A 21,018-nucleotide genomic window follows, 5' to 3' on the forward strand; every position below is an offset into this window, starting at 1 on the left:
CCGATGGTACTGCACTCGGGAGGGTGTGGGAGAGTAGGACGCCGCCGGACATCTTTCAGTTCAGGGTCACCCCTTGCGGGGTGGCCCTGAACTGCTTTCCAGACCATTTCCGCGCGGGTGTGACGGGCCAAGGCCCGGGGGACTGACCCCCCGGGGCGCGGGCTCAGTTGCGGGTCTGCATCTCGTCGCGCATCGCCCGGAACAGGCCGCCGGCGTCGTCGACGGTGCGGCCCGGGAACATCGCCATCACGACGCTGCCGTGGTCGGCCCAACCGCAGATGGCGAAGTCGCCGCCGTCACCACTGGTGGTGCCGCACTTCATCACGCCGCCCAGGCGCCCGGCCGGCACCTCGCGCAGCCCGGTCACCTTGCCGGTCTCGTCGGTCAGCAGGCCGAAGAGGCTGTCGAGATCCCGTTCCGGCTGCCACAGAAGAGTGCTGCCGCCGAAGACGAGCACCGAGCGCTTGTCGTCGGCGGGATCCCGGTAGACGGTGCCGAAGCTGCTGTCCAGCTCGATGTCGGCGGCGAACCCGCTGCGCAGGTAGTCGGCGGTGCTGCGGGCCCGTTCACTGTCGTCCCGCACCAGACCCGCCACCCGGTCCGGCGTGGCCACCTCGGCGTCCTTCTGCTGCGCCACCCGCCAGCCCATCGTGCCGATCACGGAGACCCCCGCGAGCCCGACCAGCGCCGCCGCGGCCCACGCCAGCCGCCGGCGCCGCGACCGCGTCGCCCGCCGCTCCGCAGGGTCCTCCGGGTCCCGGTTGCTGAGCTGGATGGGCTCGTCCGTCAGGTCGATCGGCTCGGAGCCGTCGCTGACCGGGCGCTCGGTGAGATGTGCGTCGGACATAGCCGACACCGTACGCGAACAGCAGGTGGTGCACGTCGGGTCCCGGGAAGCGCTCCGTAGACTTTCGGGGTGACCGAGAGACTGGATGCCCGACGCCCCGACGCCCCGACCCTGCCCGGCCAGTACCAGCCGGGCGAGGTAGAGCAGCGACGGTACGAGCAGTGGGTAGCCGCCGGCCACTTCCGGGCGTCGGCGGACAGCGACAAGCCGCCGTTCGCCATCGTCATCCCGCCGCCGAACGTCACCGGTTCGCTGCACATGGGCCACGCGCTGGACCACACCGTCCAGGACGCGCTGGTGCGGCGTAAGAGGATGCAGGGCTACGAGGCGCTGTGGCTGCCGGGCATGGACCACGCCGGGATCGCCACCCAGAACGTGGTCGAGCGGCAGCTCGCCGGCCAGGGCCTGTCCCGGCACGACCTGGGCCGGGAAAAGTTCGTCGAGCGGGTGTGGCAGTGGAAGGCCGAATCCGGCGGCGCGATCCTCGGCCAGATGCGCCGCCTCGGCGACTCCGTCGACTGGGACCGGGAGCGTTTCACCATGGACGCGGGCCTGTCGCGGGCCGTGCAGACCATGTTCAAGAAGCTCTACGACGACGGCCTGATCTACCGGGCCAACCGGATCATCAACTGGTGCCCGCGCTGCCTGACGGCGCTGTCCGACATCGAGGTGGAGCACACCGACGACGACGGTGAGCTGATCTCGATCCGGTACGGCGACGAGGTGGTGGTGGCCACGACCCGGGCCGAGACGATGCTCGGCGACACCGCCGTGGCGGTGCACCCGGACGACGAGCGGTACCGGCACCTGATCGGCACCGAGGTCGCCCTGCCGCTGACCGACCGGCGGATCCCGATCGTCGCCGACGAGCACGTCGACCCCAGCTTCGGCACCGGCATGGTCAAGGTGACCCCGGCGCACGACCCGAACGACTTCGAGATCGGCCAGCGGCACGACCTGCCGTCCCTGACGATCATGGACGAGCGGGGCATCATCACCGCCCACGGCCCCTTCGAGGGCCTGGACCGGTACGAGGCCCGGCCGGCGATCGTCGCTGCCCTGCGCGAGCAGGGCCTCATCGTGGCCGAGAAGCGGCCGTACGTGCACGCGGTGGGGCACTGCTCCCGGTGCAAGACGACAGTCGAACCGCGCCTGTCGCTCCAGTGGTTCGTGAACACCACCCCGCTGGCCAAGGCGGCCGGCGACGCGGTGCGTGACGGCCGGGTGAAGGTCGAGCCGGCCGAGTTGGCCAAGCGCTACTTCGCCTGGGTCGACAACATGCACGACTGGTGCATCTCCCGGCAGCTGTGGTGGGGCCACCGCATCCCGGTCTGGTACGGCCCCGACGGCGAGATCGTCTGCGTCGGCCCGGACGACGAGCCGCCGACCGGCGAGGGCTGGCACCAGGACGAGGACGTGCTGGACACCTGGTTCTCCAGCGGGCTGTGGCCGTTCTCCACCCTCGGCTGGCCCGAGCAGACCCCGGACCTGGTCAAGTTCTATCCGACCAGCGTCCTGGTCACCGGCTACGACATCCTCTTCTTCTGGGTCGCCCGGATGATGATGTTCGGCCTGTACGCGATGGACGGCCGGCAGCCGTTCGACGTCGTCGCCCTGCACGGGATGGTCCGCGACGAGCACGGCAAGAAGATGTCCAAGTCGTTCGGCAACGTTGTCGACCCGCTGGACTGGATCGACCGCTACGGCGCCGACGCCACCCGGTTCACGCTCGCCCGGGGCGCCAACCCGGGCGGGGACGTGCCGGTCAGCGAGGACTGGTGCCAGGGCTCCCGCAACTTCTGCAACAAGCTCTGGAACGCCACCCGCTTCGCGCTGATGAACGGCGCCCACACCGAGGGGCCCCTGCCGGCGGCCGAGACGCTGTCGACGGTCGACCGGTGGATCCTGTCCCGGCTGGCGCACGTCACCGCCGAGGTCGACGAGCAGTTCGAGGCGTACGAGTTCGCCAAGGTCTGCGACCTGCTCTACCACTTCGCCTGGGACGACGTCTGCGACTGGTACGTCGAGCTGACCAAGCCGGTGCTCGCGGAGGGAGGCCCGGCCGCCGAGGCCACCCGCCGGGTCCTCGGCCACGTGCTGGACCAGCTGCTGCGGCTGCTGCACCCGGTCATCCCGTTCGTCACCGAGGAACTGTGGATCGCGCTCACCGGTGGCGAGACGGTGATGACGGCCGCCTGGCCGGCCGCCGACCGTACCGGGATCGACGACGCCGCGGAGGCGGAGGTCGGCACCGTGCAGCGGGTGGTGACCGAGATCCGGCGGTTCCGCTCGGACCAGGGGCTGCGCCCGACGCAACGGGTCGCCGCCCGGCTCGACGGCCTGGCCGCCGCCGGGATCACCGCGCACGAGCCGCTCATCCGGTCGCTGGTGCGGCTGGACCCGGCCGGCGACGGGTTCCAGGCCAGCGCGACCCTCGCCATGCCCGGTGAGGTGAGCGTCGCCCTGGACACCCGGGGGTCGATCGACGTGGCCGCCGAGCGGGCGCGGCTGACCAAGGACCGGGCCGCCGCCGAGAAGGAGGTCGCGCAGGCCCGGGCGAAGCTCGACAACCCGGCCTTCGTGGGCAAGGCGCCGGAGCCGGTGGTCGCCAAGATCCGTGACCGGCTGACCACCGCCGAGGCCGACCTGGTCCGCATCGACGCCGCTCTGGAGGCGCTGCCCTCGTGACCGACCGCACCGAATTCGCCGCCGTCGACGCCGAGCTGACCGGCCGCGGTTTCACCCGCATGGCCTTCGAGCTGGACAAGATCGAGTCGCTGCTGGACCTGCTCGGCAGCCCGCAGCGGGCGTACCCGTCGATCCACCTGACCGGCACCAACGGCAAGACCTCGACGGCCCGGATGATCGACTCGCTGCTGCGGGCGTTCGGGCTGCACACCGGCCGCTACACCAGCCCGCACCTGGAGACCGTCCGGGAACGGATCAGCCTGGACGGCGAGCCGGTCGGCGAGGAGCGGTTCGTCGCCACGTACCGGGAGGTCGAGCCGCTGGCCAGGCTGGTCGACGAGCGCTCGGCGGAGCCGCTGACGTACTTCGACATGACGACGGCGCTCGCCTTCGCCACCTTCGCCGACGCCCCGGTCGACGTGGCGGTGGTGGAGGTGGGGCTCGGCGGCGCCGAGGACTCCACAAACGTGCTCCAGGCCGGGGTGGCGGTGATCACGCCGATCGGGCTGGACCACACCGAGTGGCTCGGCGACACGATCGAGGACATCGCGCTGCACAAGGCCGGCATCGTCCACAAGGGCGCGACGGTCATCTCGGCGGCCCAGGAGGAGGACGCCGCCCGGCCGATCCTGGAACGCTGCGCCGAGGTCGGTGCGACCATCGCCCGCGAGGGCTCCGAGTTCGGGGTGCTGCGGCGCGCGGTCGCCGTCGGCGGGCAGGTGCTCAGCCTCCAGGGCCTCGGCGGCGTCTACGAGGAGATCTTCATTCCGCTGCACGGCGCCCACCAGGCGCAGAACGCGGCGGTGGCGCTGGCGGCGGTGGAGGCGTTCCTCGGTGCCGGGGCCAAGCGGCAACTCGACATCGAGGCCGTCCGGGAGGGCTTCGCCGCGGCCAGCTCGCCCGGCCGGCTGGAACGCGTCCGGAGCGCGCCGACCATCCTGCTCGACGGCGCGCACAACCCGCACGGCATGGCCGCCACGGTGGCCGCGCTCCAGGAGGAGTTCGCGTTCAGCAAGCTGGTCGCGGTGGTCGGTGTCCTCGGCGACAAGGACGCGGCCAGCCTGCTGGAGTTGCTGGAGCCGGTGGCGGACCAGGTGGTGGTGACCCGCAACAGCTCGCCCCGGGCGATGCCGGCCCGGGAGCTGGCCGCGCTGGCGGCCGAGGTCTTCGGCCCCGAGCGGGTGGAGGTGGCCGAGGAGATGCCGGACGCGATCGAGGCCGCCGTGGCGATGGCCGAGGAGGACGTACCGGGGGAGCTGAGCGGGGTCGGGGTGCTCGTCACCGGTTCGGTGGTGACCGTGGCCGACGCCCGACGGCTGCTGAAGCGATGACCGGGCCGGAACGGGGCGTGCCGGGCGACGACCGTCCAGCGGGAACGGCCGCGGACGGGCAGGGGTTGCCGTCCACCGGCGGGCCACCGCCGCGCCGCTCCGGGCTGCGGAACCCGGAGCGGGCGGTCCGGGGGCTCGGCGCCGGCACGCTGAGCCTGGAGGCGCTGGTGCTGGTGCTGGCCATCCAGCCGATCCGGGTGGTCGGCGGCGACCTGGGTGGCGCGGCGATCGGGGCGGTCGTGGCGCTGGCCGTGGCAGCGGTGCTGCTGGCGGGCCTGATGCGCCGGCCGTGGGCCTGGCACGCCGGCACCGCCCTCCAGGGGCTGCTGATGCTCGCCGGCCTGCTGCACTGGTCGCTGCTCGTGCTGGGCGTGGTCTTCGCCCTGGTGTGGGCCTACGCCCTGCACGTCCGCCGGGTCATCCTGGGCTGAGCCGGGCCGTTCCGGGCCCGGGTCAGGCCTCGGCGCGTTCCCGCCACTGGGTGAGGGCGATGCCGTGGCCGTCCGGGTCGCGGAACGCCGCCGCCCACACCTCCAGCTTCGTGCCCCGGTTGACCACCCGGGGAGCGTACGTGAACCGGACGCCGGTGCCGCGCAGCCGCTCGTACGCCGAGTCGATGTCGTCCACCTCGAGGTTGACGTGCACCAGCCGGCGGCTGATCGGCGCGGCCTCGGTGACCTCCCGCAACACCAGGCGGGTCGTCCCGGAGGCGAGGACCGCGTTGCCGGATCCCCGGTCGACCTCCGTGAAGCCCAGGTCGCGGTAGAAGTCCAGCGAGCGGGGCAGGTCGGTGACCAGCAGGGTGAGGCCCACCCCCGCGATCGGCGCCCCGAACTCGTCGCCGGCCGTCGCCGCCTGCTCGGCACCCACGTCGGCCCCGGCGGTCGCGCCCGGACCGAAGATCGCCTCGTCCAGCTCCGCCGGACTGATTTGCTCGTCGCGGGCCCGGTCGTGGGGCGGCGCGGGATCGTCCAGGGGCAGGTCGATCGGGTCCGACAGCGCGGGCGGGTCGAGGCGGTCGTCGGCCCCGGCCGGCGGGTCGAACCGGTCGCCGGGCGGGTCGAACCGCTCCTCGGCGGGTGGGCGGGGCGTCGGGGCGGCCCGGCGCGGCAGGGTGCCGGCGGCGGGTGGCTCGACGAGCGTGCCCTCCAGCACGACCGGCCCGCCCGGGCGTTGGTGCACCACGACGGGCTCGCGCTCCTCGGGCCGCCCGGGCCGGTCCCCGCCGACCGGGCTACCCAGCGGGTCGCCCAGCGGATCGCCGAGCGGGTCGGTCACCGGCGCGCGGAAGTCGTCGCGGTAGTCGTCGTCCGGCGCCCGGTCGGCCCACGGCGGGGCCTCCTGCTGGATCAGCATCTCGTCGAGCGGCTCCGGGCCCGGGTACTCGGGCGGCAGGTCGGCGACGGCGGCGGCGGTCTCCGCGTGCGTGGGCACGTCGTCCCAGAGCACCCGGACGTGCCGCTGGTCGTCGAGGGCCACCCGGATCGGTAGCGCCTGGCCCAGCGACGGCCACTTCGCCACCGGCACCCGCGGCTCGATGATCTTCTTCGACCGGGGCGGCATTCCCGGCGCGTCGATCACCAGTTGCAGCTCGCAGCGGCCGAAGGCGTACTGGGTGGGCGGCTCGGAGGCGCTGTGCACGTGCCCGACGCCGACCACCCAGGTGCGCCCGCCGCCGCGCACCGTGGCCAGCGCGATGGCCAGCACCAGCAGGGCGACCCCGAGCGCCACGATCGCCCAACTGGTCATGCCGAGGCCGAAGAGGACGACGAAGGTCGCCACGGTGCCCAGCACCGCGGCGATCAGCTTGCGTACCGGTGCGATGGGTCGGTTCCCGCCGTTTGCCACAGTGGACCTCCCGAGGGTCAAGGGCCAGGCTAGGCCGGATCGGTCACCGGAGGAAAGACCGGCCGCCGCGCCGGCGCCGGGACCGGGTCGCTAGGCTGACCGTACCGAGCCCGAGCGTCTTCCGCGCACAGGAGGAACCCAGCGTGTCCAGCAGCAGCCCCGATGAGCGCACCCTCGTACTGGTCAAGCCCGACGCGGTCGACCGCGGGCTGGTCGGCGAGGTGATCTCCCGCTTCGAGCGCAAGGGGCTGCGGATCGACGCGATGGTGCTCCGGACGATGGACGCCGCGCTGGCCGACGAGCACTACGCCGAGCACGTCGACAAGCCGTTCTACCCGCCGCTGAAGGACTTCATGACCGGCGGCCCGCTGGTGGCGCTGGTGCTCTCCGGCGACCAGGTCATCGACGTGGTGCGCGGCCTCGTCGGGGCGACCGACGGGCGTAGGGCGGCGGCCGGCACGATCCGCGGCGACCTCTCGCTGTCCAACCGGGAGAACCTGGTGCACGCCTCCGACTCGCCGGACAGCGCCAAGCGCGAGATCGCGCTCTGGTTCCCCGAGCTGGGCTGACCGACCACCCGCTGCCGACCCGGCCGGTTCACGACCGGCCCCCGTCAGCCCGCCCACCGCAGCTTGTCCGGGTTGCCGACCACGTGGAACGCGGTGATCCGGCCGTCGGCCGCGGCGACCGTCAGCGCGTACCTGTTGCCGGCGGGACGGACGAGCAGCGCGGCCGGCTGGCCGTTGAGTTCCAGCCGGTGCACGGTGTATCGCCGGCCCGGCCCGTAGAGCCCGACGAAGAACCGGGCCACCCGGTCGGCACCGGTCACGGGGTTGCGCGCCGCCTGCACCCGGCCGCCGCCATCGGTCCAGGCGGTGGCGTCCGTGGCGACCAGCCCGGTCAGCGCGGCCAGGTCGCCGTCGCGGGCGGCGGCGAGGAAGGCGTCCAACAGCCGCTGCTGCTCGGCCCGCCCGGCGGTGAACCGCCGCCGGTCCTGGCCGATGCGGGTGGCCGCCCGGTGGTGCAGCTGCCGGCAGTCCGCCACCGACCGGTCCAGGATCGTGGCGATCTCGGCGTACGGCAGGTCGAAGGCGGTGCGCAGCACGTAGACCGCCCGCTCCGGCGGGGTGAGCCGTTCCAGCAGGTGCAGCAGGGCGGTGGAGAGCGAGTCGCGCAGCTCCACGGCGTCCAGCGGCCCGAACGGTGACGGTGTCGTGGGCACCGGCTCGGGCAGCCACGGCCCGACGTACGTCTCCCGGGAGGCCCGCAGGGCGCGCAGCCGGTCCAGCGCCAGCCGGGTGACCACCCGGGACAGGTAGCGCCGCGGCTCCGTGACCGCCGCCCGGTCGACGCCCAGCCAGCGCAGGTACGCCTCCTGGAGCACGTCCTCGGCGTCGTGCCGGCTGCCGAGCAGCCGGTACGCCAACCCGAGCAGCATCGGCCGGTGCGCGTCGAGCGCACCGGCCGCCTGCGTCGCGTCGGAGACCGTCACACGCCCGTCGGGAGGTCGTTGCGGCAGGTCACGGCGATGCGGTTCCACACGTTGATGGTCGCGATCGCCATCAACAGGTCGGCCAGTTCCTTCTCGGGCCACACCTTCGCCGCCGCGTCCCAGACGTCGTCGGGCACACCGTGCTCGCCGAGCCGGGTCACCGCGTCGGTGAGCGCCAGCGCGGTCCGCTCCCGCTCGTCGAAGAAGGGCGCCTCCCGCCAGGTGGCGACGGCGAAGAGCCGCCGGTCGGACTCGCCCGCCGCCAGCGCGTCGCGGCTGTGCATGTCGACGCAGAACGCGCAGCCGTTCAGCATCGAGGCCCGGAGCTTCACCAGCGCCAGCACGGTGTGCCCCACGTTCGCCCGGACGTACTTCTCCAGCCCCAGCACGGCCTGGTACGCCTGCGGCGCCACCTCGGCCACGTTCATCCGCTGCATGAACGATCTCCTCGTCTCCGGTCGGTGTCGACACCCGTACGACGGGGCGGGCGGGGCGCGGTGTGACAGCCGTGGAGGTGAGCCCGGTCACCTGACGATGATTACTCGGCGGCGATCTTCGGCGGTGGTCGGGTAACCTTGACGGCCGTAAGGCGATGACCCGGCCATCACCGGCGAGCCTCCGGAAGAACAGCCGGTTCACCCCGGCCCAGTAGAACCGGACGGGTCCGGCCCGTCACAGCCGGCCAACGAGCGGGCGGTCGATCCTGACCGCCAAGCGGGGTGGTACCGCGGGCCTACCCGGGGGCGCCGTCGAGGCGTACCCGAGAAGGCTCGTCCTCGCAGACCCACACGACAGTGAGCTGCGCGAGGAGAGCGACCCCCGATGGTCTATCCGTTGCACGAACCGACCGCCGCCGGCGTCCCGGCCAGCCCGGACCTGCCCGCGGTCGAGCGCCGCGTGCTGGAGCACTGGACGGCCGACAAGACCTTCGAGGCCTCCGTCGAGGCCCGGCCGGCCGGCGACCAGGGGAAGAACGAGTACGTCTTCTACGACGGCCCGCCGTTCGCCAACGGCCTGCCGCACTACGGCCACCTCTTCACCGGCTACGTGAAGGACGTCGTGCCGCGCTACCAGACGATGCGCGGTCGCCGGGTCGAGCGGCGCTTCGGCTGGGACTGCCACGGCCTGCCCGCCGAGGTGGTCGCCGAGAAGCAGCTCGGCATCACCAGCAAGGCGGAGATCCTCGACCTCGGCGTGGCCCGGTTTAACGAGGCGTGCCGCACCTCGGTGCTGGAGTTCACCCACGACTGGGAGCGCTACGTCACGCGCCAGGCCCGCTGGGTCGACTTCGCCAACGACTACAAGACCCTCGACCTGGACTACATGGAAAGCGTCATGTGGGCCTTCAAGACCCTGCACGACAAGGGCCTGGTCTACGAGGGCTTCCGGGTGCTGGCGTACTGCTGGCGCTGCGAGACGCCGCTGTCGAACACCGAGACCCGGATGGACGACGTCTACCGGGACCGGCACGACCCGACGCTGTCGGTCTGGTTCGCGTTGACCCCCGACGAGAACGCGCCGGAGCTGGTGCGCGGGCCGGTGCGGCTCGGCGTCTGGACCACCACGCCGTGGACCCTGCCGTCCAACCTGGCGCTCGCCGTCGGCCCCGACATCGAGTACGCGGTGCTGGAGCGCGACGGGCAGCGGTACGTGGTCGGGGCGGCCCGGCTCGCCGCGTACGCCAAGGAGCTGGAGGGCTACGAGCAGGTCGGCACCGTGTCCGGCCGGGACCTGGCCGGCCGGCGCTACACCCCGCTGTTCGACTTCCTCGTGGAGCAGGCCGGCCCGAACGCCTACCAGGTGCTCGGCGCGGAGTTCGTCACCACCGAGGACGGCACCGGGATCGTCCACCTGGCCCCGGCCTTCGGCGAGGACGACCAGAACGTCTGCAACGCGGCCGGCATCCCCACCGTCGTCACGGTCGACGACCACACCCGGTTCACCGCGCTGGTGCCGCCGTACGAGGGCGAGCAGGTCTTCGACGTCAACAAGCCGGTGATCCGCGAGCTGAAGGAGCGGGGGGTCGTCCTCAAGCAGGACACCTACACCCACTCGTACCCGCACTGCTGGCGCTGCGACACCCCGCTGGTCTACAAGGCGGTGTCGTCGTGGTTCGTCGCGGTGACGACGTTCAAGGACCGGATGGTCGAGCTGAACCAGCAGATCAACTGGACGCCGGGGCACATCAAGGACGGCTCGTTCGGCAAGTGGCTGGCCAACGCCCGCGACTGGTCGATCAGTCGGAACCGGTTCTGGGGCTCGCCGATCCCGGTGTGGAAGTCCGACGACCCGAACTACCCGCGGCTCGACGTCTACGGTTCGCTGGCGGAGATCGAGCGGGACTTCGGCGTACGCCTGAGCGACCTGCACCGGCCGGCGGTGGACGAGCTGGTCCGCCCCAACCCGGACGACCCGACCGGGAAGTCGATGATGCGCCGGGTGCCGGAGGTGCTGGACTGCTGGTTCGAGTCCGGCTCGATGCCGTTCGCCCAGGTGCACTACCCGTTCGAGAACCGCGACTGGTTCGAGCACCACTACCCGGGCGACTTCATCGTCGAGTACATCGGGCAGACCCGCGGCTGGTTCTACACCATGCACGTGCTGGCCACCGCGTTGTTCGACCGGCCGGCGTTCCGCAACTGCCTCAGCCACGGCATCCTGCTCGGCTCCGACGGGCGCAAGATGTCCAAGAGCCTGCGCAACTACCCGGACGTCTACCACGTGTTCGACTCCTACGGCTCGGACGCGATGCGCTGGATGCTGATGTCCTCGCCGGTGCTGCGCGGTGGCGACATGCCGGTGACCGAGCCGGGCATCCGGGACGCCGTCCGGCAGGTGCTGCTGCCGCTGTGGAACGTCTGGTACTTCTTCTCGCTCTACGCCAACGCCGACGGGTACACCGCGAAGCGGAACACGAGCAGCACCCACCTGCTCGACCGGTACGTGCTGGCGAAGACCAACGAGCTGGTGTCGACGGTCGGCGCGCAGATGGACGCGTACGACATCTCCGGCGCCTGCGCCACCGTGCGGTCCTACCTGGACGCGCTGACCAACTGGTACGTGCGGCGCTCCCGCGACCGGTTCTGGTCGGGGGACGCCGACGCCTTCGACACCCTGTGGACGGTGCTGGAGACCCTGTGCCGGGTGGTGGCGCCGCTGGCCCCGCTGACCGCCGAGGAGATCTGGCGCGGCCTGACCGGGGAGCGGTCGGTGCACCTGACCGACTGGCCGGACGCGACGCTGTTCCCCGCCGACCACGACCTGGTCGCCGCGATGGACGCCACCCGGGAGGTCTGCTCGGCGGCGCTGTCGCTGCGCAAGGCGAAGGGCCTGCGGGTGCGGCTGCCGCTGACGAAGCTCACCGTCGCCTCGCCGGTCGCGGCGCAGCTGCGCCCGTTCGGTGACCTGGTCGCCGACGAGGTCAACGTGAAGGCGGTGGAGTTCACCGACGAGGTGTCGGCGTACTGCCAGCAGGTGCTGACGGTGGTGCCCCGCGCGCTCGGCCCCCGGGTCGGCAAGCAGGTGCAGCAGGTCATCAAGGCGGTCAAGGCGGGGGAGTGGGAGCTGGCCGACGGGGCCCCGGTCGCCGCCGGCGTCACCCTCGCCGAGGGCGAGTACGAGCTGCGGCTGGTCGCCGCCGACGCCGAGCACTCCGCGCCGCTGCCCGGCGGTGAGGGCGTGGTCGTGCTGGACACCGAGGTCACCCCCGAGCTGGCCGCCGAAGGGCTGGCCCGGGATGTGGTCCGGGTGGTGCAGCAGGCCCGCCGGGACGCCGACCTGGACGTCTCGGACCGGATCGTGGTGACGGTGTCGGCCGCCGAGGAGGTGCGCGCGGCGGTGGCCGGGTTCACCGACTTCGTGGCCCGGGAGGTGCTGGCCGACTCCGTCGACTTCGCCGACGGGGTGGCGGGCTTCACCGGCGAGGTCGGCGAGGGCGAGCAGGTGACCGTCGCCGTCCGCCGCGTCTGACTCGGCGCGGGTCACGGCGGTCCGGCGGCGTGCCCGCCGGACCGCCGCCACCGGCCCGGACGACCCCGCTCACCAGGCGGTCGCCCCGCCACCCGCGCGGCGTCGGGTGGACCCGTCGGCTACGGTGACACCGGCTGCTCGCACACACTCCGTCGGAGGACCAGTGCCCCTGCTCTACACCATCGGCAAGCTCACCGTGGCGCCCGCGCTCCGGTTGGCCTTCCGTCCGACCGTGGAAGGGTTGGAGCACATCCCGGACTCCGGTGGTGCGATCTTCGCGGGCAACCACCTCTCGGTGGCCGACGAGCTGTTCCTCGGCACCGTCGTCCCCCGGCACCTGGCGTTCTGGGCGAAGTCGGAGTACTTCACCGGCACCGGCCCGAAGGGCGCCTTCTCCAAGTTCGTGCTGACCGGCCTGGGAGCGATCCCGGTCGAGCGGGCCGGCGGGCGCGCGGCGCTGTCCGCGTTCGACGCCGCCATCCCGGTGCTCAAGGCCGGTGACCTGGTCGCGGTCTACCCGGAGGGGACCCGGTCGCCGGACGGCCGGCTCTACCGGGGGCGCACCGGAGCGGCCCGGCTGGCGCTGGCGGCCGGCGTGCCGATCATCCCGGTCGGCATGATCGGCACGGACAAGGCCCAGCCCATCGGGACCCGGGTGCCCCGCCCCGGCCGGGCCAAGATCACCGTGCGGTTCGGCAAGCCGCTGGACTTCACCGGCCGGCCGGACGACCGCACGTCGCTGCGGGAGATGACCGACGAGGTCATGGCGGAGATCCAGAAGCTCACCGGCCAGGAGTACGTCCCCCGTTACGCCCCGCCGCGCGCGCAGCCGGCCACGCCCGCCGACGCCCCCACCACGCCCGGCGACGCCTCCGCCTGAGCCCGGGCGGTGGGGCCGGAACCACCGCCGCCGCTCCTGCCCGCGAGCCGCCCGCCCGCCGGGCCTCACTTCTGGTCGGCGGTGACCAGCCGCTCCCGCAGCGTGCCGAGCAGGGTGGCGCTGTCGTCGAGGGAGAGCCGGGTGAACACCGCGGTGGCGATGCTGCCGTGGTCGACCGAGGTGCAGACGACCACGTCCTCGCCGTCGGCGCGGCCCACCGCGCAGCGCTGGTGCCGGCCGCGTACGCCGGTGTCGACCGTCTGCGCCTCGCCGAGGGAGTACTGGCCGGTGAGCCGGGTGATCTCGTCCTCCGCGTCCGACTCGGGGGTGAACCGGAAACCGGTGCCGCCGAAGACCGTCACCCGCTTGCCGGCGGGCGTGCCGTAGATGCCCGCGAAGGTGTCCTCGGCCAGCCAGTGCGCCTTGCGTACCTCCGACTTCAGCTTCTCGGCGGTCGCCTTGCTGCCGCTGTCGTCGCGCAGCCGCAGGTCGGCGACCTCGGCCGGCAGGCTCGCGTTGACCGGGTACTGGTTGGACACCGGCACCCCGTAGTAGGCCGGGCAGCCGCAGCAGCAGGCGATCATGAGCAGCAGGAACCACGGCCACCGACGGCGCCTGCGCTTGGGCGCCGGAGCGTACCCGCCGGGGGCCTGGCGGTTGGTCGGCGGCGCGGGCGGCGGGGTCTTCGCCCGACGCTGCCGCGGCGGCGCGGGCGGCGGAGGCGGGGGAGCCGCCGGGCGGGACGGGGCGGGCGGCCGGGAGACCGGCGGCGGCGAGACCGGGTACGCCACCGGCGGTGGCGGCGACACCGGATACGCGGGCGGCGGCGACACCGGATACGCCACCGGCGGCGGGGCCGGCTTGGGCGCGTGGACCGGCGGCCCGGGCGGCCCGGAGTGCGGCGGCCGGGGCGGCGGCGCCACCGGGTAGGGCAGCGTCGGGTTCAGCGGTGGCGGCGGAGCCGGCGGCAGGTCCCAACTGCCGGTGTCCGCGCCCGCCCACGGGTCGACCGGGGTGACGTCCTCGGGCTGCTCCGGCGGGGGCGGCGGCACCGGGGGCAGCACGGCCGACTCGCCCCAGGACCGCTTGCGGGGCTTCGGCGGGGGGACCGCCGCCGAACCGCTCCACCGGGGCGCGGGCGGCTCGGCCGGCAGCTCGTCGGCGGGGAACATCCGGGTGCCCTGCGGCCCCACCGCCGGCCGGTCGGCCGTCGTCCCGTCGTCGGGCAGCAGGCGGGTGCCCTCCGGGCCGGTGGGGGCCGGCTGCCCGGAGTCGGCGTCCCGCCGGTCCTCCGGCCCGGTGCCGCCCGAGCCCGGCCCGGCGTCGTCCAGGGTCGGCGGGTCGACGTCGTCGGCGCCCCGCGGCTCGCCGGGCGCGGTCGGCTCGACGTCGTCGGTGGGCAGCTCACGGGTGCCCTCCGGGCCGGCGGGGGCGGGGGCTGCGGGGGAGGTCGGGGTCGGTTCGGTGACGGCCGGATCCCGACCCTGGTCCCGACCCGGGGGGCTCCCGTCGGCCGGCCGGTCCGTGCCCGGCTGCGGCTGCGGCATCGCGGCAATCTCCTCTCGCGCCGGTCCGAGGTTAGTACCGACACGCCAGCGGGGCGATCCCGGCCACCGTCTGCGCCGGCCCCGGGCAGGCCGGACGGCGCGCGACCGGCGTGCGCGCCGGTGCCGCCGCCGGGCCGCGTACCCTTGGGCATCATGAGCGTCCCGTCCACCACGTCGCGCCCCGCCGCGGCCAACTCTGGCGACGACTCCAGCTCGGCGCGTCTGACGCCGCGCCGCGACCTGGAGCCGTCGGTCTGGCCCCGGCTGGAGCCGCTGCTGCCCCAGGTGACCAAGCCCATCCAGTACGTCGGTGGCGAGCTGGGCGCGGTGGTCAAGGACTGGGACGCGGCGGCCGTGCGCTGGGCGTTGATGTATCCCGACGCCTACGAGGTCGGCCTGCCCAACCAGGGCGTGCAGATCCTCTACGAGGTGCTCAACGAGCTGCCCGACGTGCTCGCCGAGCGCACCTACGCGGTCTGGCCCGACCTGGAGAAGCTGATGCGCGCGCACGGCGTGCCGCAGTTCACCGTCGACGCCCACCGCTCGGTACGCGACTTCGACGTGTTCGGCGTCTCCTTCTCCACCGAACTGGGCTACACCAACCTGCTCACCGCGATCGACCTGGCCGGCATCCCGCTGCTCGCCGCCGACCGCACCGAAGCCGACCCGGTGATCGTGGCCGGCGGCCACGCCGCGTTCAACCCGGAGCCGATCGCCGACTTCGTCGACGCCGCTGTGCTGGGCGACGGCGAGGAGGCGGTCCTGGAGATCACCGGGATCGTGCGGGAGTGGAAGGCCGAGGGCTCCCCGGGCGGGCGCGACGAGTTGCTGCTGCGCCTGGCCCGCACCGAGAGCGTCTACGTGCCGCGCTTCTACGACGTGGACTACCTGCCCGACGGCCGGATCCAGCGGGTCGTGCCGAACCGCGCGGACGTGCCCTTCCGGGTGCACAAGCGCACGACGATGGACCTGGACGCCTGGCCGTACCCGAAGAAGCCCCTGGTCCCGCTGGCCGAGACCGTGCACGAGCGGTACGCGGTGGAGATCTTCCGGGGCTGCACCCGGGGCTGCCGGTTCTGCCAGGCCGGCATGATCACGCGCCCGGTGCGCGAGCGCTCCATCACCACCGTGGGGCAGATGGTGCGGGAGGGCCTGGAGTTCTCCGGTTTCCACGAGGTGGGCCTGCTGTCGCTGTCGTCGGCCGACCACTCCGAGATCGGTGACATGTGCTCCGGCCTGGCCCAGCAGTACGAGGGCACCAACGTCTCGCTCTCGCTGCCGTCGACCCGGGTCGACGCGTTCAACATCGACCTCGCGCAGGAGTTGTCCCGCAACGGCCGGCGGACTGGCCTGACCTTCGCCCCGGAGGGCGGGTCGGAGCGGATCCGCAAGGTCATCAACAAGATGGTGTCGAAGGAAGACCTGATCCGCACCGTCGTCACGGCGTACACCAACGGCTGGCGGCAGGTGAAGCTCTACTTCATGTGCGGCCTGCCCACCGAGACCGACGAGGACGTCCTCGAGATCGCGGACATGGCCCACGAGGTGATCCGGGCCGGTCGGGCCGCCACCGGCTCGAAGGACATCCGCTGCACGGTCTCCATCGGCGGGTTCGTGCCGAAGCCGCACACCCCGTTCCAGTGGGCGTCGATGGCGCGGCCGGAGGTCATCGACGGCCGGCTCAAGCTGCTCAAGCAGGCGATCAACGCGGACCGGTCGCTCGGCCGGGCGATCGGCTTCCGCTACCACGACGGCGAGCCGTCGCTGATCGAGGGCCTGCTCAGCCGGGGCGACCGCCGGGTCGGCTCGGTGATCCGCAAGGTCTGGGAGAACGGCGGCCGGTTCGACGGCTGGAGCGAGCACTTCTCCTACCAGCGCTGGGTGGACGCGGCGACCGAGGTGCTGCCCTCCTTCGGGGTCGACCTCGACTGGTACACCACCCGCGAGCGCGACGAGCTGGAGGTCCTGCCCTGGGACCACCTGGACTCGGGCCTGGACAAGGACTGGCTCTGGCAGGACTGGCAGGACGCGCTCAGCGAGTACGAGCAGGACGACTGCCGGTGGACCCCGTGCTTCGACTGCGGCGTCTGCCCCTCGATGGACACCGAGATCCAGATCGGCCCGACCGGGAAGAAGCTCCTCCCGCTGACCCCGATCAACGGCTTGAAGCTCCCCACCCCCACCCACCCCTGACTCTCTCACCCCCGGGGCCCCATCGTTGATCATGACGTTGTCGTCCACGACACGCCGTGGCGGTCACGACAACGTCATGATCAACGAGCACTGACCGACCGAGGAGCACGACGATCAGTAGGAAACCACAGCCAGAGGGCGGACAGGCGCCGGTCGTCCAGCGCGTCCGGATCCGGTACGCCAAGCGCGGCCCGCTGCGTTTCACCTCGCACCGCGACTTCGCGCGGGCGTTCGAGCGGGCGCTGCGCCGGGCGGGCGTGCCGATCGCCTTCTCCCAGGGCTTCACCCCGCACCCCAAGATCTCGTACGCCAGCGCGGCCCCGACGGGTGTGGCGAGCGAGGCGGAGTACCTGGAGATCGGCCTGCGGGAGCCGGTCGACCCGGCGCAGCTGCGTGCCGCGCTGGACGCCGCGCTCTCACCCGGCCTCGACGTGCTCGACGCCGTCGTGGCCGGCGGCGGGAGTCTTGCCGACCGGATCGAGGCCTCGCACTGGCGGATCGAGCTGCCCGAGGTCGACCCGTCCGTCCTGCGGCAGGCGGTTTCCGCCTTCGTCGCCGCGGACGAGGTGTTGGTCGAGCGGATGACCAAGCAGGGTCGGCGTACCTTCGACGCCCGGGCAGCGGTGATACGCATCGATGTGTTGTCGCCGTCGGAGATGCCTTCCGGGGCACTGGCCGTACCGTGTGCGATACTCGAACTGGTCGTACGGCAGGTCACCCCGTCCGTGCGACCCGATGACGTCCTTTCCGGCCTCCGCGTGGTGGCCGACCTGGAGCCGCCGGTCTCGCCGAGGGTGATCCGGCTGGCACAGGGCACGCTGACCGCGCAGGATGCGATCGCGGATCCGTTGGACGCGGACCGCGACGGGGCAACCATCGGTGAACGCTGACCATCGGTCAGCGTTCAGGCAGGCAGACTTCGGCGGTCGCGCACCCTGCGCGCCCGGCGGAAACACCTTTTGCGGCGACCCTGCGTGGCAGCGCTCACCCGCGCCCGGGGCAGCCAGAACTGGAGAACGTCCATGCTCGAGAACGAGCCCGAGGGCGGCGAACGGACCGGTTCACAGCCGGCCGACGAGACCGCTGACAACAACACCGCCGACGACAGCACCACCGAGACGAGCACCGGGGCGGCGAGTGGCGCCGCCGACGCCGGCACGGGCGAGCCGGAGCAGGCGCCGGCCGCGCCGGTCCGGCGGCGGGCCACCCGGCGGCGGGCCACGCCGCTGAACCAGCCGGAGCAGACCGAGGCGCCGGTCCAGGCGTCGACCGCGTCCGTGCCGGGGCGCGGCGAGGCCCCCCAGGCCGAGGTGCTCGCCCCCGTCGCCGGCGACCTCGACAGCACCCCGAAGGCGCCGCGCCGCCGCCGTAAGGCCACCGCCGCGAAGGCCACCGAGGCTCCCGCCGAGGAGACGCCCGCGCCGGCTGCCGTGGAGCCGCCCGCTCAGGCCGCCGAGGACGCCGCGGCGCGGGCTGCCGAGGAGCCGCCGGTCGTGCCGGACCAGGCACCCGCCGAGCCGGCCGCGCCGCCGGTCAAGGCGACCCGTACCCGCCGGAAGAAGGCCGCCCCCGCTGCGGCCGAGCCGGCCGCACAGACTTCCGCCGACGTCGCCGTGCCGGCGGGGACCGACGAGGCGGCTGCCGCTCCCGCCGGGCGCACCGGGCAGCCGGCCCCCGCCGAGGTCGAGCCGGAGGCCGGCACCGATTTCGGTGCCGCCGCCCCGCCCGCCGCGGTCAGCGGAGCGCAGAGCCGATCGGGCGAGGTCCCGCCGGGCGTCGCGGTCAGCCCGCCCGTGGCGGCCGAGGAGCCGGCCGGGGCTGCCGAGCCGGTCGCCGAGCCCGAGCCGCGTGCCCGCCGCCGGCGGGCCGCGCTCTCCGCGCCCACCGTGTTGTTCATGGCCCCGCAGCCGGAGGACATTCCGGCCGTCCGGGTCGTGACCCCGGCACCGGCCCCGGAGGAGCCCGCCGCCGAGGAGCCGGTCGAGCCGGCGCGCCGCCGTCGGCGTGGCCGCCGCGACGTCGAGGCCGTCGAGGTCGCCGAGGCCGTCGAGCAGGAGGAACCGACCGAGGAGGCCGAGGAAGCCGCCGACGCCGAGGCCGAGGAAGAGGACGAGGACGAGAGCGCGGCCCGCCGCCGGCGCCGCCGTGGCCGCCGTGGCCGGGGCCGGGGCAAGGGCGGCGCGGAGGACGCCGAGGAAGAGGAGGCCGAGGAGGCCGCCGAGGCCGAGGCGGAGGAGCCCGAGGGCGAGGAGGACGAGGGTGGCGACGCGCTCACCCGCCGTCGTCGCCGTCGTCGCCGCCGGGGCGCCGGTGACGTCGAGGCGGGCGCCGACGACGGGGTGCCGACCGTCGTCAAGATCCGCGAGCCGCGCAAGACGGTCGACGAGGTGCAGGGCGTCTCCGGCTCCACCCGGTTGGAGGCCAAGCGTCAGCGCCGCCGCGACGGCCGCGAGCAGCGCCGGACCCGGCCGCCGATCCTCAGCGAGTCGGAGTTCCTGGCCCGCCGGGAGGCCGTCGACCGGGTGATGGCGGTACGCCAGCGCGGCGACCGTACCCAGATCGCCGTCCTGGAGGACGGGGTGCTCGTCGAGCACTACGTCACCCGCAACTCCTCCGGCACCATGGCCGGCAACGTCTACCTCGGCAAGGTGCAGAACGTCCTGCCCAGCATGGAGGCGGCCTTCGTCGACATCGGGCGGGGCCGCAACGCCGTCCTGTACGCCGGCGAGGTCAACTGGGACACCACCGGCCTGGAGGGCCGGGCCCGCTCGATCGAGCAGGCGCTCCGCTCCGGCGACTCGGTGCTGGTGCAGGTGACGAAGGACCCGATCGGTCACAAGGGCGCCCGACTGACCAGCCACATCGCGCTCTCCGGTCGGCACCTGGTCTACGTGCCCCACGGCAACGCCTCCGGCATCAGCCGCAAGCTGCCCGACACCGAGCGCAAGCGGCTGCGGGACGCGCTGAAGAAGCTGGTGCCCGACGGCGCGGGCGTGATCGTCCGGACCGCCGCCGAGGGGGCCAGCGAGGACGAGCTGGCGCGCGACGTCAAGCGGCTCCAGGCGCAGTGGGAGGACATCCAGGCCAAGTCCGCCGAGGGCGGCGCGCCGGTGCTGCTCTACGGGGAGCCGGACCTGGTCATCCGCGTCGTCCGGGACCTGTTCAACGAGGACTTCCGCGAGCTGGTGATCGAGGGCGAGCAGTCGTACGACATGGTCGAGTCGTACCTGTCGCACGTCTCGCCGGACCTGGTCGCCCGGTTGCGCCGGCACGTCGGGACCACCGACGTGTTCGCCGAGTACCGGATCGACGAGCAGATCATCAAGGGGCTGGACCGCAAGGTCTTCCTCCCCTCGGGCGGTTCGCTGGTGATCGACCGGACCGAGGCGATGACCGTCATCGACGTCAACACCGGCAAGTACACCGGCTCCGGGGGCAACCTGGAGGAGACGGTCACCCGGAACAACCTGGAGGCGGCCGAGGAGATCGTCCGCCAGCTCCGGCTGCGCGACCTCGGTGGCATCGTGGTGATCGACTTCATCGACATGGTGCTGGAGTCCAACCGCGAGCTGGTGCTGCGCCGGCTGACCGAGTGCCTGGGCCGGGACCGCACCAAGCACCAGGTCACCGAGATCACCTCGCTCGGCCTGGTGCAGATGACCCGTAAGCGGATCGGCGCGGGCCTGCTGGAGGCGTTCAGCGAGACCTGCGAGTGCTGCAAGGGCCGCGGGTTGGTCATCCACACCGAGCCGGTGCCGGAGAAGCCGCGTCCGGGCGGCGCGGGTGCGGGCGCGGGGGAGAAGGTCAAGGCGGTCGCCTCGGCCGTGGCCGCACCGGCGGCGGACCAGGGCGCCGGCTCGTCCCGTCGGCGGGCGCGCAAGGCCGCACCGGCGGAGCGGACCGTGGCCGAGGTCACCGAGACCGCCACCGAGAGCAGCAAGGACGCCGACTACCACGACACCATGGGCTACGACCTGTCCCGCTACGAAGCGGAGACGGCCGCCGCGCCCGAAATCGCCGACAGCCAGACGGGCGAGTCGGCCCGGCTGGCCGCCCCGGACGACCCGGACGCGATCGCCGACGGTGACGGTGACGGCGACGAGTCGGAGGGCGGCAGCGGCCGGCGCCGGTCCCGCCGTGGCGGTGCGCGGCGGCGTACCCGGCCGTGACCCGCTGAGCGGGCTGACGTCCGACAGGCCCCGTCCCCGGCGCTGCCCGGTGGG

The 21,018-nt window shown here is 73.4% G+C and carries 14 protein-coding genes; 9 read left to right on the forward strand and 5 right to left on the reverse strand.

Annotated features, from left to right (window positions below):
- Positions 1-163 precede the first annotated feature (163 nt).
- On the reverse strand, positions 164-847 hold the full coding sequence (locus ABZ809_RS32920; protein ID WP_357566557.1) for a hypothetical protein: 684 nt from the start codon (positions 845-847) through the stop codon (positions 164-166).
- 69 nt (positions 848-916) lie between these two features.
- On the opposite strand from ABZ809_RS32920, the gene ABZ809_RS32925 reads away from it, so the two are divergent.
- From ABZ809_RS32925 to ABZ809_RS32935, 3 genes are read left to right on the forward strand one after another with little or no spacing between them, the layout of a single operon-like run.
- Positions 917-3,535, forward strand: a complete 2,619-nt coding sequence (locus ABZ809_RS32925) for a valine--tRNA ligase (RefSeq protein ID WP_357566558.1) — start codon at positions 917-919, stop codon at positions 3,533-3,535.
- Entirely contained in the window at positions 3,532-4,866 is a 1,335-nt protein-coding gene (locus ABZ809_RS32930; RefSeq protein ID WP_357566559.1) for a folylpolyglutamate synthase/dihydrofolate synthase family protein, read from the forward strand. The genes ABZ809_RS32925 and ABZ809_RS32930 overlap by 4 nt, the downstream gene beginning before the upstream one ends.
- Positions 4,863-5,297 (forward strand): DUF4233 domain-containing protein, encoded by a 435-nt coding sequence (locus ABZ809_RS32935; RefSeq protein WP_357566560.1) that lies wholly within the window; start codon positions 4,863-4,865, stop codon positions 5,295-5,297. Before ABZ809_RS32930 ends, ABZ809_RS32935 begins: the two co-directional genes overlap by 4 nt.
- Before the next feature lie 22 nt (positions 5,298-5,319).
- Here ABZ809_RS32935 and ABZ809_RS32940 read toward each other — a convergent pair whose 3' ends face one another.
- Positions 5,320-6,714 (reverse strand): VOC family protein, encoded by a 1,395-nt coding sequence (locus ABZ809_RS32940; RefSeq protein WP_357566561.1) that lies wholly within the window; start codon positions 6,712-6,714, stop codon positions 5,320-5,322.
- Between the two features lie 143 nt (positions 6,715-6,857).
- Here ABZ809_RS32940 and ndk point away from each other — a divergent pair, with 143 nt between their 5' ends.
- Positions 6,858-7,283, forward strand: coding sequence for a nucleoside-diphosphate kinase (gene ndk / locus ABZ809_RS32945; RefSeq protein ID WP_357566562.1), 426 nt, complete (start codon positions 6,858-6,860; stop codon positions 7,281-7,283).
- A gap of 44 nt (positions 7,284-7,327) precedes the next feature.
- On the opposite strand, the gene sigJ is transcribed toward ndk, so the two are convergent.
- Together sigJ and ABZ809_RS32955 are read right to left on the reverse strand one after the other, a co-directional pair.
- Positions 7,328-8,206: an RNA polymerase sigma factor SigJ gene (sigJ, locus tag ABZ809_RS32950; RefSeq protein WP_357566563.1), complete on the reverse strand. Its 879-nt coding sequence runs from the start codon at positions 8,204-8,206 to the stop codon at positions 7,328-7,330.
- Positions 8,203-8,643, reverse strand: a complete 441-nt coding sequence (locus tag ABZ809_RS32955) for a carboxymuconolactone decarboxylase family protein (protein ID WP_357566564.1) — start codon at positions 8,641-8,643, stop codon at positions 8,203-8,205. Before ABZ809_RS32955 ends, sigJ begins: the two co-directional genes overlap by 4 nt.
- Before the next feature lie 385 nt (positions 8,644-9,028).
- Here ABZ809_RS32955 and ileS point away from each other — a divergent pair, with 385 nt between their 5' ends.
- On the forward strand, positions 9,029-12,175 hold the full coding sequence (gene ileS / locus ABZ809_RS32960; protein ID WP_357566565.1) for an isoleucine--tRNA ligase: 3,147 nt from the start codon (positions 9,029-9,031) through the stop codon (positions 12,173-12,175).
- Positions 12,176-12,338: 163 nt separating this feature from the next.
- Positions 12,339-13,055 carry a lysophospholipid acyltransferase family protein gene (locus ABZ809_RS32965; RefSeq protein ID WP_357566566.1) on the forward strand — a complete coding sequence of 239 codons (717 nt, stop codon included), beginning with the start codon at positions 12,339-12,341 and terminating at the stop codon, positions 13,053-13,055.
- Positions 13,056-13,120: 65 nt separating this feature from the next.
- Here ABZ809_RS32965 and ABZ809_RS32970 read toward each other — a convergent pair whose 3' ends face one another.
- Positions 13,121-14,227, reverse strand: a complete 1,107-nt coding sequence (locus ABZ809_RS32970; protein WP_357566577.1) for a hypothetical protein — start codon at positions 14,225-14,227, stop codon at positions 13,121-13,123.
- A 528-nt stretch (positions 14,228-14,755) separates the two neighbouring features.
- Here ABZ809_RS32970 and ABZ809_RS32975 point away from each other — a divergent pair.
- From ABZ809_RS32975 to ABZ809_RS32985, 3 genes are all read left to right on the forward strand, one after another.
- Positions 14,756-16,795 (forward strand): TIGR03960 family B12-binding radical SAM protein, encoded by a 2,040-nt coding sequence (locus tag ABZ809_RS32975; protein ID WP_357566567.1) that lies wholly within the window; start codon positions 14,756-14,758, stop codon positions 16,793-16,795.
- 170 nt (positions 16,796-16,965) lie between these two features.
- On the forward strand, positions 16,966-17,685 hold the full coding sequence (locus ABZ809_RS32980) for a TIGR03936 family radical SAM-associated protein (RefSeq protein ID WP_357566578.1): 720 nt from the start codon (positions 16,966-16,968) through the stop codon (positions 17,683-17,685).
- 132 nt (positions 17,686-17,817) lie between these two features.
- Positions 17,818-20,964, forward strand: a complete 3,147-nt coding sequence (locus tag ABZ809_RS32985; protein ID WP_357566568.1) for an Rne/Rng family ribonuclease — start codon at positions 17,818-17,820, stop codon at positions 20,962-20,964.
- Positions 20,965-21,018: the final 54 nt, after the last annotated feature.

Origin of the sequence: Micromonospora sp. NPDC047074 (assembly GCF_040643815.1) — a bacterium.
GTDB lineage: Bacteria > Actinomycetota > Actinomycetes > Mycobacteriales > Micromonosporaceae > Micromonospora.